Source organism: Mesorhizobium sp. M1396 (assembly GCF_040317725.1).
Taxonomy (GTDB): domain Bacteria; phylum Pseudomonadota; class Alphaproteobacteria; order Rhizobiales; family Rhizobiaceae; genus Mesorhizobium.
In genome coordinates this window covers 26,838-42,758 of sequence record NZ_JAMYLA010000030.1, presented here as the reverse complement: position 1 = coordinate 42,758, position 15,921 = coordinate 26,838, and the positions used below count along the sequence as shown (strand labels likewise).

Here is a 15,921-nt window from a genome sequence, read left to right as displayed (position 1 = left end):
CCGAAGAATTATCCGGTGGGGTATGTGATCGCATAATGGGTGTATACTTGTGTGGCGGTGCGGGACCTATATGATCGCGCCTCAACCTGTGCCGACTTCGAGAGGATCGACACTTGCAGCATGCCACGCCTGCCGCCCCCGCAGTGCGCGAGACACTGGAGCGACTGCTTGCCAGCCAAACGTTCGGACGATCCGAACGCGCGCGCAAGTTGCTCCGTTATCTTGTCGAACGTGAACAAGCCGGAGAAGCCGACAGGCTCAAGGGCTTCTCCATCGCCATGGATGTTTTCGGCAAGGATGGCGATTTCGATCCGTCCACCGATGCCGTGGTGCGGGTGCAGGCAGGCAGGCTGCGCGAGCTTCTGCAGCACTATTTTGCCAATGAGGGCGTTGCCGAGCCTGTCCGCATCGCCATTCCGCGCGGCGGCTATGTTCCTGCCTATGAATTGAACGCCATAAGGCTGCCGGACCTGAAGCTGGACGGCGCTGCATCCGCCGATCGACCCGACGACGCCAGTGTGCCGGATGCGGCGCTGCTGACTTCCGCGACGCCCTCGCCCACGCCCTCGGTGGTGCGCCATCTCCGTTTCTTCTGGATGGCGATCGCCCTGGTCATCGCCATGCTGGGTGTACTGATCCTTCGTCAGGGCGGGAGTGCCTTGCTGACGGGCGGCGATATGTCGGCAACGCTCGAGACCGCCCGCGCGACCGGAAGCATCGCGTCATCGGCAATGGCTGACGACCTGCCGCAAGTCTATATCGGCCTCAAGGCCGAGGGCACGTACGCCAGCCGTGTCGCCGCGTCGCTGCGCGCCGGCTTGAGCGGCTTCGATACGATCGACTTCATCGGCCGCGACACCGTGGCCGATCCGGCCGAAGATGCCACAAACTTCATATTCGACATCCTGCCCGGGCCGGACACGGGCGACATCACGATCGAACTGCAAAGCATGGCGTCCGGACGGGTGCTTCTTTCGCGCAATCTGACCGCTGCCGACAGCGCTCCTGCCGCGATCGAAGACCGTATCGCCGACATGCTGAGTTCAGCGCTTCCCGCCTCGGGCACGATCTACAACTATATCGAGCAGACCGGTGCGCCAAATGGTCTGACGCAATGCCTGCTGCTCAACGACAAATATTATCTCGATCAGAACGCCAGAACCCATGAGGCTGCCTATCGGTGCCTTGAGAAGCTGGCCAATGGCGGCACGAAATCCTCGCTCGTCTATTCGGAACTGGCCTCCCTGCATCTCGAGGCGGTCTCCGATCACTATACCTATCCGCCCAATGCGACGATCGAGAAGGCGGTGGAGTTTGCCCATCGCGGCGTGCAGATGGGGCCGACCAGCCCTTATGCGCATCGCGCCTACGGCTACGTCAGTTCGCGCCTCGGCAATACGGACGAAGCGATCCGCTGGATGCGCAAGGCCTACGAACTCAATCCCTACGACCTCGGCATGGCCGCTGCTTACGGCTATGGGCTGATCTTCGCCGGCCGATACGCGGAGGGAACGCCGATCCTTGACCATGCAGCGGAGACCTTCAGCGGGCACTCGACATGGTGGGATTACGGGGTGTTCGTCGGTGAGTTCATGCTCGGCGACATGAACAAAGCCATCGCGGCCAGCATGGCGTTGAGAACGACGGCAACGAAATCGCACTATCTGGCGGCGCGGCTGATCGGCGCCAAGGCTGCCGGACAGGACCATCTGGTGAGCACGCTGCTGAACCAACTGACCACCGAGTTCCCTAAATTTGCCGCCGATCCACGTGCGACCTTCGTCGAGCGGAAATATCCAGCCGACCTGACCGACCGGCTGGTCCAGGCGCTGCGCGCGGCCGGGCTCGGCAACCCAGGCTGACACCAATCGACATCCGCGGATTGGGCGCCACGTTCCGGTGGATTTGATCGCCACTACCGGCTGGTCGCCGAGTTCTGTCCGCAACCGTACAAATCGCGAAAATTTTACTGGCCATCACGCTAGACTCGGAGCAATTCAGCACAATTAGTGTCGCGCATCCCGCAATAACAAAAATCAGTTTTCATGACCGCATCGCTTTTTGCCGCCGAACAAGGTGTTGGCTCGAAGGCCATCGTCCTGCTGCATGGTTTCGGCGGTTGCCACGATGTCTGGCGCGAGGTGATTTCCTCCCTGGCGCCTGCAACGCACACGCTGGCCTATGATCTGCCGGGGCATGGGCTATCGCTCGATTTTCCCGCCGCTGGTCCGGCCAAGGTGGCGGCAAGGGCCGTGCTCGCCGATCTCTCGGAGCGACGCCTGAGGCGCGTTCATCTCGTGGGCCACTCGATGGGCGGTGCGGTGGCAACGCTGATGGCGTTGGCCGAGCCCGGAAAAGTCGCTTCGCTGACGCTTCTGGCGCCGGGGGGCATTGGCCAGGAGATCAACGGACCCCTGTTGCGCCGCTATGCCGGTGCAGCGGATCGGTCCGAGATACGGTTCTGCCTCGCCGCCATGTCGGGACCATCAGCCCGGCCGCTCGATCACACCGTGGACATCCTCTGGGAAATGCGCGGGCGGCCCGGCCAGCTGGAAAAACTCGTCGAGATCGCAGCCGCCATGACCAAGGACGACCGGCAAGGCGTCATCCCGCATGATCGCCTCGATGGGCTGAACATACCCGTGATGGTGGCGTGGGGAACCGACGACGCGGTGCTGCCCTTTACCCAGGCGCATGATCTGCCGGCGCATTTTCATGTGCACCATGTGCTGGAGGCCGGCCATATGCTGGCCGAGGAAGCACCCGGCCTCGTCGCCGAGATCATTCGCCGCAACACCAACCGCCGCGCCAGGCTGCATCGCCAGAAATTCGCGGCGGCGGCCAGCTGACCTTTTTTCGCGCACAACAACCTTCGTGCGCGCCTCGATCCCGTCCATCTCGCCAGTGCATTTTGCCGGCGGCTGTGTTAACGCCATGTTAACCAAACCCGCGAGGCAAACGCCGATGAAGGAAGCAGGCGAGAAGACCATCGACCAGTCGAACAAGCTGTCCGATGCCATCCGTGATGTGAAGAATGCCTTCGCCGACCGCGATGACGTCGTCGTCGATATGCGCGAGGCGCATCGCATGCGCCTCGATCTGCTCGCCGCCGATCTGGCGCCGGTTTTTGCCGATGTTCCGGCCGACATGGACAATTTCGACTTTGTCGTCTCGTCCGGCTTGCAGCCGCGCCTGTGGATCGACGCCGTCAGCCATGTCGCCATGGGACGCGACCGCCGCACCTATCGCTTCCTCAAGGACACCCGCATCGGCCGGGTGGTGCTTGCCGAATCCACCGAAATGAAGTCGGTTGCCGATTCCGTGACGCGCTATGTCGCCGAGCGCATCGTCGAGCGTCAGAGGATGATGGAAGGCGGGGTCGAGCCGGCTGTCGCCGGCATGAAACGCGCCGATGTAGTGGAAGCTGAACCGCCGCTGCGCCCAGTGACGAGCAGCAACGGCTGGTCGGCCTTTCTGTCCGGGCTTGGCCTGATCGCCGCCGGTGCCCTGGTCGGACTGGTTGTGTCGGTCGTCTTGTTCTGGGACCGTATCGCCGCCATGATTATCAGCTTGCGGCCATAACGGCTCCGGGCTCCGTACCAAGCTCCAGCGTCTGCAGGTCGGATGGCGGTATGGACGGCCCGGTCAGGCCGCGCCGCGTCAGCCGTATCCGCCAATTGCCCTTTTCGCCGTCGATGTCGAACAGATTGTACTGCGCCGCCGGGTGCTTGCCGCCCGGTGCCTGGCCCGCGGCAGCAACACCGACCGCCGGGATCCTGACGCCTCTACCGCCGACGAAGAACAGCGACGGCAGATGCGAATGGCCATGCAGGACAAGTTCGGCACCATGACGCCGAATGATCTTGTGAAAGCGGGCGATACCGAACAGCCGCTTGTGCTGCGGGACCGCGCCGCGCACCGGCGGATGGTGGATCATGATCGCCCGAAACAGCCCTTGTTTGGCCGTTGCGTCGAGCAGCTTGCCGAGCCGGGCCGCCTGACCTTCCATGAAGAAACCGTTGGCCATGAAGGGTGCCGTGGCGCGTGCCGTCGAGACGCCGATCAGGGCGACTTCGCCGCGCACCCGCAGATAGGGGAACGCGTTGCGGTCGACCGGCGTGTTGACGCCGTCGCCGCTCATCCACGCCGCCCAGGATCGGCAGACCTTGTCGAAGGCCCCGGGCACATAGGCATCGTGGTTGCCCGGAACGACCGAAACATCATGCGGCGGTCCCAGCGTCTCCAGCCAATGCCTGGCCATCTCGATCTCGCCGTCGAGCGCCAGATTGACCAGGTCGCCGGTGACGGCAAGATGGTCAGGCGTGTTCGCCTTGATGTCGGCGACGATCGTGTCGATGACGGCGTCATGCATATGGCGGCGGCGGTTGCGCTGCCAGTTGACGTAGCCGAGCACGCGCTTGGAGGCGAGATCACGATAGGATACATCGGGGAGCGGCCCAAGATGGACATCGGAAATATGCGCGAGCCTGAACATGCATCCTTCATAGGCGACCCGCGCTTGGCTTTCCAGCCACGGTTTCGGGCCTGATGGTGAAGCCTGAAGATGCCTTCCGCCAGACCGGCTGGGCGGGTCTGAGGGCCAGGCTGTTCCATCTCCATTTCGTGCTGCGGCGGCCGATGACGCTCGGCGTGCGCGGTCTGATCCACGACATGGCGTCCAATTCCATCTTCCTCATTCGCCACACCTATGTGCCGGGCTGGCAGCTTCCCGGCGGCGGTGTCGAAGTCGGCGAGACGCTGGCCGAGGCGCTGGCACGCGAACTGGCCGAGGAAGGCAACATCGCACTGACATCACCGCCGATGCTCAAATCGATGCATTTCAACCGCCGCGCCAGCCGGCGCGACCACGTCGGCTTCTACGTGATCGAGCACTTCAGCCAGACGGCGCCAAAACTCCCGGACCACGAGATCGCCGAAGCCGGCTTCTTCCCCCTCGACCGCTTGCCCGAGAAAACGACGCCGGCGACGCTGCGGCGGATCGCCGAGGTTTTTGACGGCGAGCAGCCCTCGCCTTACTGGTAGATCAGGCCGCTGCCCTGCTGAACCGCGCCCGGTCATGCCGTGCGCCATAATCCAGTTTCGGCCCGACGGGCACGATCCGCGTCGGATTGATCGTTTCGTGGCTGCCGTAATAATGCGCCTTGATGTGGTGCAGGTTCACGGTCTCGGCGACACCAGGCACCTGGTAGAGATCGCGCAGATAGTTGGACAGGTTCGGGTAATCGGCGATGCGGCGCAGATTGCATTTGAAATGGCCGACATAGACCGGATCGAAGCGCACCAGCGTGGTGAACAGGCGCCAGTCGGCTTCCGTGAGGCGATCGCCGACGAGATAGCGTTGCTTCGACAGCCGGCCTTCCAGCGCATCGAGCGCGGAGAACAGCTCTCCGAATGCTTCTTCATAAGCGACCTGCGTGGTGGCGAAGCCGGCGCGATAGACCCCGTTGTTGACTGCGGGATAGACCAGTGCGTTGACCTTGTCGATTTCGCCGCGCAGCGCGTGCGGATAGAAATCGAGGCCGGCATCACCCCATTCGTCGAAGGCTGAATTCAGCATCCGGATGATTTCGGAAGATTCGTTGGAGACGATGGTCTGCTCCCTCTTGTCCCACAACACCGGCACCGTCACCCGGCCTGAATAGGTAGGATCGGCCTTGGCGTAGATCTGGTGCAGGAAGTCGAGGCCGTAAAGCGTGTCGCCGGTGGCGCCGTCCTCCGCCACGAACGTCCAGCCGTTGGCGCCCATGAAATGATGCACCACCGACACCGATATGATGCCTTCCAGCTTCTTCAATACGCGAAAAATCAACGTCCGGTGCGCCCACGGACAGGCAAGCGAGACATAGAGATGATAGCGGCCGGGCTCGGCCTTGAAGCCGCGCGTTCGGCCTTCGGCCGCCGCCCCGTCAACGGTGATCCAGTCGCGCCATTGCGACTGCGTCCGCACGAACCTGCCGCCGTTGTCCGCGGTATCATACCAGCGATCCTGCCACCTGCCTTCAACCAGCAATCCCATGCAAATCTCCTTGCGTCCTATTGGCCTATTTAAGCGCAACATTGGCCTGCCGAAGACGTCAGGTGCTGAACAGACCGTCACTTGGCCGAAACGACGCACAAAAACGGCCGATTGCAGCGGCGGAAAATTGATGCTAGCGGACAATCCGCATGTTCGACTTTGCTTTGATCCGGTTTGACCGACGACGAAAGGGCGCCCGCGCTTAGCGCTGACTGGCGAATGCTGCCGTTTGCAGCAAACCTTTCCTCCTTACCGGAACGCAAAGACCATGAGCCTTGCCGACGTAAAATACCTGCCGGAAACCCCGGCGCACGACCTCCAGATCGAAGCCATCAACGACGAAGCCTTCGGGCCCGGCCGCTTTGTGCTGGCCGCCTACAAGATCCGCGAAGCCGGAGGGCACGAACGCTCGTTGTCTTTTGTCGCCGTCGAGGGCGACATGGTCGTCGCCTCGGTGCGCATGACCCGCATCGCCGCCGGCGCCGGTCGCGCGCTGATGCTCGGGCCGCTTGCGGTGCGGCCGGCCTTCAAGAATCTCGGCATCGGCCGCCGGCTGGTGGCGATCGCGCTGGAGGCCGCCGCCAAGACCGGTGCGCCCGCTATCATGCTGGTCGGTGATGAACCCTATTACGGTCCGCTCGGTTTCAAACGGATCCCGCGCGGCCAGATTTCGATGCCGCGCCCTGTCGATCTCGACCGGTTGCTGTCGCACGAGATCGTGTCGGGCGCGGTCGCCAGGCTCTCGGGCGAGGTCTGTCACGCCGATCAGGCCAGGGTTGCCGCGATCGCGGCGATGGCTTGACCTTCCCCATCGATCTGGCGCCTGATCCGTCCCACTGTTCCTGAGATCAAAAGGATGACGCCATGAACCCGAACGGCCAGATCGCGATCGTTACCGGCGGCGGCTCCGGTCTTGGCGAGGCAACGGCGCGGGCGCTGGCCGCCAAGGGCGCCCGCGTCGCCATCTTCGACGTCGGTATTGACCGCGCGGCCAAGGTCGCGGCCGAGATCGGCGGCATTGCCGTCCAGTGCGACGTCAGCAGCGCCGACAGTGGGACAGCTGCACTCGCCGACGTCGCCGACAAGCTTGGCGAGCCGCGGATCCTGGTCAATTGCGCCGGCATCGCCATAGGCGTGAAGACGATCGGCAAGGATGGCCCCCATCCTCTCGATCAGTACCGCAAGGTGATCGAGGTCAATCTGATCGGCACGTTCAACATGATCCGCCTTGTCGCCGAGCGCGCTTCAAAGCTCGAGCCGCTGCAAGGTGGCGAGCGCGGCGTCATCGTCAACACCGCCTCTGTCGCCGCCTATGACGGCCAGATCGGCCAGGCCGCCTATGCGGCGTCCAAGGGCGGCGTCGTCGGCATGACGCTGCCGGTGGCGCGCGACCTTGCCCGTTCAGGCATCCGCGTCTGCACCATCGCGCCCGGCATCTTCAAGACGCCGATGATGGCCGGCATGCCGCAAGAGGTGCAGGATTCGCTGGGCGCCGCCGTCCCCTTCCCGTCGCGCCTGGGCGAACCATCCGAATATGCCGCTCTCGCCCTGCACATCATCGAGAACCAGATGCTGAACGGCGAGACCATCCGCCTTGACGGCGCCATCCGCATGGCGCCGAAATAGACGGACATGAGCACCGGCCCGTCCGCTGCCGGCAAGACCGGCCCGCTTGCCGGGCTGAAGGTGATCGAGATGGCCGGGCTGGGCCCCGTGCCGCTGGCCGGCCTGATGCTGTCGGAGACGGGCGCCGAAGTGCTGCGCATCGAACGGACGGGGACCAGCCAGCCGCCCTTGCCGCTCCCGGATGAGTACAACATCGACCGCCACGGCCGCGCCATCCTGCGTCTTGACCTGAAGCGCCGGGAAGGCGCCGATCTGCTGCTGCGCCTTGCCGAAAACGCGGACATGTTGCTCGAAGGGTTTCGCCCCGGTGTCATGGAGCGGCTTGGCCTCGGCCCGGAGGCGGTGCTGACGCGCAACCCGGCGCTGATCTACGGCCGCATGACCGGCTTCGGCCAGGACGGCCCGCTCTCCGGCCGCGCCGGTCACGACATCACCTACCTCGCCTATTGCGGCGTGCTGCACGCAATCGGCCACTTGGACGACCGACCTGTCCCGCCGCTCAACCTCGTCGCCGACCATGGTGGTGGCGCCATGATGCTGGTAGCCGGCCTGCTGGCGGCGCTGTTCCAACGCTCGCGCACGGGCAAGGGCGAGGTCGTCGACGCCGCGATGGTCGAAGGCGCCTCGATGCTGGCGGCGCCCCTGCACGCCTTCATGGCTGCCGGGTTGTGGAGCGACAAGCGCGGCGCGAACCTGCTCGATTCCGGCGCCCCCTTCTACGACACCTATGAGACATTGGACGCACGCCATATCGCCATCGGCTGCCTCGAGCCGCAATTCTTCGCCGAATTCGCCAGACTGCTGCCGCTCGACGAGCGCTTTGTGTCCGGCCAGTACGACAAGGCGCTGTGGCCGCTGATGCGCGCGGCGATTGCCGATCGGGTCCGGCGGAAATCACGCGACGACTGGGACCTGCTGTTTACCCAAACCGATGCCTGCGTTGCTCCTGTCCTGTCGCTGCGTGAGGCGAAGCAGCATCCGCACAGTCGGGCGCGCAACGCCTTCGTGATGGCGGGCGCACTTGAGCGCCCTGCCCCGGCGCCGCGTTTCTCCGGCTCACAGCCGACACCGGCGACCAGGCCCGCCGACAACGATCTCGCCCCGTCGAAGGTGCTGGCACGTTTCGGATTTTCGAAAAACGAGATCGACGACCTTGCCAAATCCGGTTTGTTTGACAGATAATTGGAGAAAGAAAATCCACTTATTGCGGTGATGCCTTGGACGAGCCGAAGAAGGACGTGATCCGCGAGACGGATGCCGAAGCGATCCGGCTGGCGAAGGCGCTTCTGCGCAACGCCCGCTTTGGCGCGCTGGCGGTGATCGAACCGCAAACCGGCTCACCGCTGGCCAGCAGGGTCGGTGTGGCCACCGACATCGACGGCGCGCCGCTGATCCTGGTGTCGATGCTCTCGGCGCACACCGGCGCCCTGCTTGCCGATCCGCGCTGCTCCCTTTTGCTTGGCGAACCCGGCAAGGGCGACCCGCTTGCGCACCCGCGCCTGACACTGGTCTGCCGGGCGGCACGGCTCGATCGCGGATCAAGCGAACACGCCCGCGCCGAGCGCCGTTATCTCAACCACAATCCCAAGGCGAAACTTTACGCCAGTCTCGGCGACTTTTCGATCTTTCGCCTCGAGCCGCAACGCGCCAGCCTCAATGGAGGTTTCGGCAAGGCCTATCATCTCGATCGGTCGGATCTGCTCACCAGCGGGCCGATCGTCGAGGAGCTTGCGGCGAGCGAGCAATCCGCCATCGATCACATGAACGCCGACCATCTTGACGCAATCGCCGTGTATGCCCGGCATTTCGCGACAGCATCCGCCAACGGCTGGACCATTACCGGCTTCGATGCCGATGGCATGGATCTGGTATCGGGTGATGACACTTGCCGGGTTTTCTTCCCGCAACCCCTGGTGGCAGCGCGCGAATTGCGACACGTTCTGGTTGAGATGGCCAAGAGCGGCCGGGCCTCGGTCGACGCCGGAGACTGGACTTAATTATGTTTGATCAAAAGCAACACTTGAGATTTAAATGAAATGCTCTACCTTTTGCTGGTGGCGCTGAATCGCCAGCGCCGGTTGACAAGTGAGTTTATGGAATCAGACGCCATTGCCCCCATGGCGTCGGGATGAACAAGAAGCATGGGGCATCAATGGTCTCGACAAAGCTAATCGTCAACGCCGAATCCGCGGCCGAATTTCTCATGCTGATGGGCAATGAGAAGCGGCTGTTGATCATGAGCTATCTCGCCGACGGTGAAATGTCGGTCGGCGCCATCGCCGAGAAGGTGATGCTCAGTCAATCGGCATTATCCCAGCATCTGGCCAAGTTGCGTGCGCTCGACCTCGTCGACACCCGCCGTGACAGGCAGATGATTTACTATTCCTGCAAATCTGACGCCGTGCGCGAACTGCTTGTCATGCTGGACGGCATTTTCGGCAGCGGCAAGGATGACTTGTCCCAGATGGCGCACCGTTTGCGCCGTGCCGGAACCTGACCGTCCTGTAGCCGCCTCGCCGGCGATTTCAGAGCGACATGCGCCCATCCGGGTCGCATGGAGCTAGCTGACCGTCCCGAATTGTCGCATCGTGCTTTCCGAACCCAAAGGTGAGCGCCGGGAAATCGGCCCGGATTTTCGAGCCGATGCGACGGCGGCGAGGAACGCATGGACCCTATTCGCATCGACGACCCGCAAGATCCGCGCGTCGCTGCCTATCTCGACATCCGTGAGCGCGATCTCGCCGGCCGGCAAGGTCGCTTCGTCGCCGAAGGCAAGGTGGTGCTGGACCTGCTGTTCTCGGCCGGACGCTTTGGCGCCGAATCGGTTCTGGTTCTGGAGAACCGGCTCTCCGGCCTCGAGAGCATCCTGCGCAAGGCGCCGGCCAACCTTCCGGTCTATGTCGCCACCAGCGCGGTGATGGACGCAATCGCCGGGTTTCACATGCATCGCGGCATCCTGGCCATGGGCCGCAAGGGGACGCCGCGGTCCGCCGAGGCCCTGATCGATGCCTTGCCGGCCGGGGCACTGGTCGTGGTGCTCGTCGGCATCGCCAATCATGACAATATGGGTTCGATCTTCCGCAACGCCGCCGCCTTTGGTGCCGACGCCATACTGCTGGACGCGACATGCTGCGATCCGCTCTACCGCAAGGCGATCCGCGTTTCAGTCGGCGCCGCGCTCAAGATCCCTTTCGCGTCGTTCACCGACGCCGCCGGCTTCATGGCAATGCTTGGCCGGCGGAACTTCGAACAATTCGCACTGACGCCACGCGGGCGGACCGACATCCGCGATGCGCAAAGGAGCGAACGCCTGGCACTCTATCTCGGCACTGAGGGCGAAGGTTTGCCGGACAGCCTGCTCGCGCGCTTGCACACCGTGCGGATCACCATGTCGAAAGGTTTCGACAGCCTGAATGTCGCAGCCGCATCAGCCATCGCCCTGCATCATTTTTCGGCCAAAGAGACCTGATTTCAACTTGTCGCGTCAGCCTTCTGCAGCGCCCGCACGCGGTCGGCAAGACTGCGGTTGCCGGAGCGTACATCCGAAGGGGCCGCCAAGGCCTTGTCGATCGGCGAACCAGGCCCGTCGAGCTTGGCCGTCAGGTGGACAACCTCCGCCGCCAGTTCGTTCATCTGCTCGCGCAGGACGGAACTGACCTCCGCGGGATTGGACGCGGCCAGCGCTGTGAGATCCGCCTTCAGCCGCTTGTTCTCGAGCGCCAGCGCCGTCAGCCTCGCCTCTAGCCGCTCACGATCGCTGTCGAGCTTGGCGATCGCTTTGTCGAGGTCGTCGCTCCTGGCGGTTTCGCCGGCCTTGCCGACCGGCCGCAAGTCCGGTGCGCTGTCTTCGCCTTTCGATTTTTCTCGCATGCGCGCCAGTTCCTTTTCGCGGCGTTCAAGCTTGTCCTCGCGGTCGGCAAGCGTCGCCAGCAGCCGTTCGACCTTCTTGTCGAGCTCAGCGGTCCTTTTCTTCTCGGCTTTCAGCGCTTCGCGTGCTGCCTTGCTTTCGGCCGCGATCTCCTGGCCGCGCCTGTCCGCCTCCTTGCGCTGGCCCCGCAGCAGCGCAATGTCGCTGGCGAGTTTCTGCATTTCGGATTCGCGCGCGACGAGCTCGATCTGCCGGCTGCTGGAGGAAAAACTGGCGTCGTCATACATGCGCTCCAGCTTTTCCAGCTCGAGCGCGCGTTTTTCCAGCTTGCGTTCGGTTTCCTTGAGTCGCTCCGAAAGCTGCCGCAATTCGCTCTCGCGTTGATGCAACGCCTCGGTCGTGACGCCGAGCTCGGTCAGCGCCTGGCTTTTGTCCATGCGCTCGACCGCCAGCCCTTTCAGGGCCTCGCGACCGCGATTGATCTCCACGAGTTGCTCAGCTGCCTTCTCGCGCAACGCCTTGACGATGATTTCGAGGCGGCGCGTCGACATGGCGTACTCGGCGCGGATGCGATCCTTGTCCGCTTGGATTTCGGTTTGCGTCAGGGGGATCGAGCCTTCGATACGTCGACGCGTCAGGGTGACGGCGCGACGCCATATGGCCGGAGCCACCATAAGCGCCAGAAAGCCGGCGCAGAGAAAGCCGAGAACGAAGAACAGGACCGACTGGACCAAGTGACTACCCGTTGTGGACGGCAACCATCAAACCAATGCATGTCGTCCAAAAAATGAGAACCGGTTTGGCGCAACGACATGCAACAAGATAAAACCAAAAACGCGTCGAGCGCCTTTGACCGTGCCACGTTGACATGGCGGAAATCCAGCGTTGCGGCAAGGGCTTGCCGCAACTTGACGGGTTTAACGCTTGTCGCCCAAAAGTGGCCCGGTTTTGGGCTAGCGACATGCATAAAGTCAAAGACCTTTAGCTCAGAACGGATTCCACGTCGCGCGCTCGGTAAGCTTCAAATAGCCGAGATTGACGCCGAGCCGGGCACCGACGCCGGTACGGATCGGCACCAAAATCACATTATCGTTCTTCAGCACGTTGAAGCCGACACCTGCCACCACATAGGCCGAGCCGGCGACGCCGCCATAGCGATTGTAGAGGCTGCCCACATCATCGAGATTGTAGACCAGCATCATCACCCGTGAGCCCTCGCCGCCGAAGTCCCAGCCGAGCGACGGGCCTTGCCAGAACACTTTGTGATCGCCGGCATTCTTGGTGTAGAGCGTGCCTTCGCCATAGGTCAGACCGCCGATCAGCGCGCCCGAGCCCTCTTCGCCCAGCAGATAGCCGTTGGGCAGGCCGTAGGAAGCAAAGATCTTCTCGACGACCGTGGCGAGCCCGCCCGATGTCGCGCCGAAGAACTTGTGACCGGAATCGACAATCTCCTGAGCGGTGTATTCCTGGGCCCGTAGGGCTGAAGTCGAGAAGGCGAGAACGCCCATGAGCGCAATCGCCATTGAGATGACACGAACAACCGTCCGGTCTGGGACACGGAAAAAAGTCCGGCCATAGAATCGGGAAAACATGCTTCCAATCTCCGTCAGGGAGCACCTTCGCCGACGCCTCGCACCCCGTACGGCTCTTTTAGCCGGCCGTTAAGGGTAACTGTTACGGGCAAACTATGCCGTAATCCTTTTTCAACCATTAAGCTCCCACATGAACATGGCGGTTCAAAGGCTGTTTAGGGTCGCTCAAGTGGGGTCGGCAGCCTTCGTGAACGCCATTTGCCATAGCCACAATTTGGATTTGTTGCTGCACGCACGGACGCTGTGTATTCAGAAAGTCCGAGGAGAGAGAGCGTGATTCGTGTGGGCAGGCGACGATCGATCGCTCGGCCATGAATTGTAAAATTTTGCTGGGATTTTCGCCGATGGCCGATCTGTTCACCCTTTCCGCACCCGATCTGGCGGCGCTTTTGTGCAGCCGGGTCTGCCACGACATCATCTCGCCGGTCGGCGCGATCAACAATGGGCTCGAACTGCTCGATGAAGGCGGCGCCGACGAAGACGCCATGAAGCTGATCCGTCAGAGCGCCCGCAACGCTTCGGCCCGCCTGCAGTTCGCCCGCATCGCCTTCGGCGCCGCCGGCTCGGCCGGCATGCTGATCGATACCGGCGATGCCGAAGCGGTCGCCATCGCCTTCCTCAAGAACGAGAAGCCGGAACTGACCTGGAACGGGACCCGCGCGCTGCTGCCAAAGAACAAGGTCAAGCTGCTGCTCAACCTGATCCTCGTCGCCAACGCCGCCATTCCGCGCGGTGGCAAGCTCTCGGTGACCCTGGAAAACCTCGAGACCGAGCCGCGTTTCGCGCTCGCCGCGGCTGGCCCGATGCTGCGTGTGCCGCCGAAATTCCTCGAACTGCATTCCGGCCACAAGCCGGAAGAACCGATCGACGCGCATTCCGTGCAACCCTATTACACGCTGCTTCTGGCGCGCGAAGCCGGTATGACGATATCGATCCACGCGACGCCTGAAGAAATCGTGTTTGCGGCGGTCTGATAGCGCGGTCGAGAAGCCAAAGTACTTTTACATCGAAATCTGTAATTCCGGCTGATTGGCATGAAATTCGTTTAGTTGCCTAGGCGGCATTGAAGCATTCGCGAATAAAAGCAGCCGCCATCTTTGCAAAAATTTTACCTAACGCCTTTTCGGCTTCTTTACCAGATTGGCCTATGGTGCCTCTCGATGCCCCCGACGCTGCCGGATTGCCAGACGGCAAAGAGGACCCGGAAATGAAACGCTGCATGTTCGTCGACGATTCAAGCGTCATCAGGAAGGTTGCAAAACGTATCCTGGGCGGCTCCGAAATGGTTATCATCGAGGCCGCCAGCGGACTTGACGCGCTGGAGATGTGCGCCGCCGATATGCCCGACATCATCGTCGTCGACGGCGCCTTGCCTGACGTGGCGGCGGTCGATCTCATCCGTCGCGTGCGCGCCATGGAGAGCCCGATAAAGCCGCAGATCCTGGTTTCACTGGTCGAGCTCGATATCGCTTCGATCATGCGGGCCAAGCGCGCCGGCGCCCAGGGCTACCTCTTGAAGCCGTTCAACCGGTCGCAATTGCTTGAGCGTTTTCGCGCCTTGAGGATCGCGCCTGATTCGGCGGTAGTGAGCAATTCCAGGAAAAGTGCGTGACGGTTTTCTGCTCGTAATTGCGTAAAGCGGATGCTTATCAGCCCATCACGCAAAAAACCCGGCAGAGCCGGATTTTTTATTGAATAAGTCGGAACGTGTTCTTCGCTCAGGCGCTGACGCGGATGTCTTCGGGTTCGCGCAGCACATAGCCGCGACCCCAGACCGTCTCGATGTAATTCTGGCCGCCGGATGCCGCATCGAGCTTTTTGCGCAGCTTACAGATGAAGACGTCGATGATCTTCAGCTCAGGCTCGTCCATTCCGCCATAAAGGTGGTTGAGGAACATTTCCTTGGTCAGTGTCGTGCCCTTGCGCAGCGAGAGCAGCTCCAGCATCTGGTATTCCTTGCCGGTCAGGTGCACGCGCTGGCCGCCGACTTCGACGGTCTTGGCATCGAGGTTGACCACGAGGTCGCCGGTGGTGATGACCGACTGGGCGTGCCCCTTGGAGCGCCGCACGATGGCATGAATGCGGGCGACCAGCTCATCCTTGTGGAACGGCTTGGTCATATAGTCGTCGGCGCCGAAGCCGAGGCCGCGTACCTTGTCCTCGATACCGGCCATGCCGGAGAGGATGAGGATCGGCGTCTTTACCTTGGAAAGGCGAAGCGTCCTCAAAACCTCGTAGCCCGACATGTCAGGCAGGTTGAGATCGAGAAGGATGATGTCGTAATCGTAGAGCTTGCCTAGATCGACGCCCTCTTCACCGAGATCGGTCGTGTAGACGTTGAAACTTTCCGATTTCAGCATCAACTCGATGCTTTGTGCGGTTGCACTGTCATCTTCTATCAGCAGAACACGCATTTCATTCCCCTTTTCTGCTGCCGGACCATTTCACGACCCGTCCGGACCCGGAGCAGTGGTTGCCTTGTGCAGAGGCTGCCATTAAATGGTTAACAAAACCTAATTTCCCGTCCATGACGGTACCAGATTTTTTAACCTCTTTCTACACCCTCTTGAATCTAATAACGAATCTCAGAACCAAATCCTAATGCAACACATCAACAATCTGGACTAAGTGACTCCAGGGACTCATCGACATCGCTTCCGCATCGGCGGCCGGAATTTTTACCCGGCCTTAAGTCCTGACCCGTATGATTAACAATGCCCGTAAACGAATGGTTACCGCCGGCAAAAAACTTTAGGGTTTTGTTTCCCATAGTTCGGGGAAAGGCGGTGGACACGGGT

Annotated in this window: 18 protein-coding genes; 12 read left to right on the top strand and 6 right to left on the bottom strand. The window is 62.0% G+C overall.

The window, feature by feature from the left end:
* The first annotated feature begins 113 nt into the window (after nt 1-113).
* The 3 genes from NKH02_RS20070 (at nt 114) to NKH02_RS20060 (ending at nt 3,582) form a co-directional block, all read left to right on the top strand.
* On the top strand, nt 114-1,862 hold the full coding sequence (locus tag NKH02_RS20070) for a tetratricopeptide repeat protein (RefSeq protein ID WP_352880927.1): 1,749 nt from the start codon (nt 114-116) through the stop codon (nt 1,860-1,862).
* A 183-nt stretch (nt 1,863-2,045) separates the two neighbouring features.
* Complete coding sequence (locus NKH02_RS20065; protein WP_352880926.1) at nt 2,046-2,849, top strand: alpha/beta fold hydrolase; 804 nt, start codon at nt 2,046-2,048, stop codon at nt 2,847-2,849.
* A 115-nt stretch (nt 2,850-2,964) separates the two neighbouring features.
* A complete protein-coding gene (locus tag NKH02_RS20060; RefSeq protein ID WP_352880924.1) occupies nt 2,965-3,582 on the top strand; it encodes a hypothetical protein in 618 nt (205 codons plus the stop codon).
* Here the strand turns inward: NKH02_RS20060 and NKH02_RS20055 are convergent.
* Nucleotides 3,566-4,495, bottom strand: coding sequence for a metallophosphoesterase family protein (locus tag NKH02_RS20055; RefSeq protein ID WP_352880923.1), 930 nt, complete (start codon nt 4,493-4,495; stop codon nt 3,566-3,568). The two genes, NKH02_RS20060 and NKH02_RS20055, sit on opposite strands and share 17 nt — an antisense overlap.
* A gap of 53 nt (nt 4,496-4,548) precedes the next feature.
* Between NKH02_RS20055 and NKH02_RS20050 the strand changes: the two genes are divergently transcribed.
* Entirely contained in the window at nt 4,549-5,043 is a 495-nt protein-coding gene (locus tag NKH02_RS20050) for an NUDIX domain-containing protein (RefSeq protein WP_352880921.1), read from the top strand.
* Between the two features lies 1 nt (nt 5,044).
* Here NKH02_RS20050 and NKH02_RS20045 read toward each other — a convergent pair whose 3' ends face one another.
* A complete protein-coding gene (locus NKH02_RS20045; protein WP_352880919.1) occupies nt 5,045-6,037 on the bottom strand; it encodes a glutathione S-transferase family protein in 993 nt (330 codons plus the stop codon).
* A gap of 268 nt (nt 6,038-6,305) precedes the next feature.
* Here NKH02_RS20045 and NKH02_RS20040 point away from each other — a divergent pair, with 268 nt between their 5' ends.
* From NKH02_RS20040 to NKH02_RS20015, 6 genes are all read left to right on the top strand, one after another.
* Nucleotides 6,306-6,839 carry a GNAT family N-acetyltransferase gene (locus NKH02_RS20040; RefSeq protein WP_352880917.1) on the top strand — a complete coding sequence of 178 codons (534 nt, stop codon included), beginning with the start codon at nt 6,306-6,308 and terminating at the stop codon, nt 6,837-6,839.
* Nucleotides 6,840-6,901: 62 nt separating this feature from the next.
* On the top strand, nt 6,902-7,663 hold the full coding sequence (locus tag NKH02_RS20035) for a 3-hydroxyacyl-CoA dehydrogenase (RefSeq protein ID WP_352627527.1): 762 nt from the start codon (nt 6,902-6,904) through the stop codon (nt 7,661-7,663).
* A gap of 6 nt (nt 7,664-7,669) precedes the next feature.
* A complete protein-coding gene (locus NKH02_RS20030) occupies nt 7,670-8,845 on the top strand; it encodes a CaiB/BaiF CoA transferase family protein (RefSeq protein ID WP_352880915.1) in 1,176 nt (391 codons plus the stop codon).
* Nucleotides 8,846-8,880: 35 nt separating this feature from the next.
* On the top strand, nt 8,881-9,660 hold the full coding sequence (locus NKH02_RS20025; protein ID WP_352880913.1) for a HugZ family pyridoxamine 5'-phosphate oxidase: 780 nt from the start codon (nt 8,881-8,883) through the stop codon (nt 9,658-9,660).
* A gap of 155 nt (nt 9,661-9,815) precedes the next feature.
* Complete coding sequence (locus tag NKH02_RS20020) at nt 9,816-10,160, top strand: ArsR/SmtB family transcription factor (RefSeq protein WP_023760638.1); 345 nt, start codon at nt 9,816-9,818, stop codon at nt 10,158-10,160.
* A gap of 168 nt (nt 10,161-10,328) precedes the next feature.
* A complete protein-coding gene (locus tag NKH02_RS20015) occupies nt 10,329-11,132 on the top strand; it encodes a TrmH family RNA methyltransferase (RefSeq protein ID WP_352880911.1) in 804 nt (267 codons plus the stop codon).
* 2 nt (nt 11,133-11,134) lie between these two features.
* Here NKH02_RS20015 and NKH02_RS20010 read toward each other — a convergent pair whose 3' ends face one another.
* Together NKH02_RS20010 and NKH02_RS20005 are read right to left on the bottom strand one after the other, a co-directional pair.
* Nucleotides 11,135-12,265 carry a coiled-coil domain-containing protein gene (locus NKH02_RS20010; RefSeq protein WP_352880909.1) on the bottom strand — a complete coding sequence of 377 codons (1,131 nt, stop codon included), beginning with the start codon at nt 12,263-12,265 and terminating at the stop codon, nt 11,135-11,137.
* 252 nt (nt 12,266-12,517) lie between these two features.
* Nucleotides 12,518-13,054, bottom strand: a complete 537-nt coding sequence (locus NKH02_RS20005) for a DUF1134 domain-containing protein (protein ID WP_352880907.1) — start codon at nt 13,052-13,054, stop codon at nt 12,518-12,520.
* A 413-nt stretch (nt 13,055-13,467) separates the two neighbouring features.
* Here NKH02_RS20005 and chpT point away from each other — a divergent pair, with 413 nt between their 5' ends.
* On the top strand, nt 13,468-14,097 hold the full coding sequence (chpT, locus tag NKH02_RS20000; RefSeq protein WP_352865932.1) for a histidine phosphotransferase ChpT: 630 nt from the start codon (nt 13,468-13,470) through the stop codon (nt 14,095-14,097).
* A 79-nt stretch (nt 14,098-14,176) separates the two neighbouring features.
* On the opposite strand, the gene NKH02_RS19995 is transcribed toward chpT, so the two are convergent.
* Entirely contained in the window at nt 14,177-14,416 is a 240-nt protein-coding gene (locus NKH02_RS19995; RefSeq protein WP_352880967.1) for a hypothetical protein, read from the bottom strand.
* Between NKH02_RS19995 and NKH02_RS19990 the strand changes: the two genes are divergently transcribed.
* Nucleotides 14,331-14,735, top strand: coding sequence for a response regulator (locus NKH02_RS19990; RefSeq protein WP_352880905.1), 405 nt, complete (start codon nt 14,331-14,333; stop codon nt 14,733-14,735). The genes NKH02_RS19995 and NKH02_RS19990 overlap by 86 nt on opposite strands.
* Nucleotides 14,736-14,841: 106 nt before the next feature.
* Here the strand turns inward: NKH02_RS19990 and ctrA are convergent, their stop codons facing one another.
* Nucleotides 14,842-15,537 carry a response regulator transcription factor CtrA gene (ctrA, locus tag NKH02_RS19985; RefSeq protein ID WP_006203583.1) on the bottom strand — a complete coding sequence of 232 codons (696 nt, stop codon included), beginning with the start codon at nt 15,535-15,537 and terminating at the stop codon, nt 14,842-14,844.
* Between the last annotated feature and the right edge of the window lie 384 nt (nt 15,538-15,921).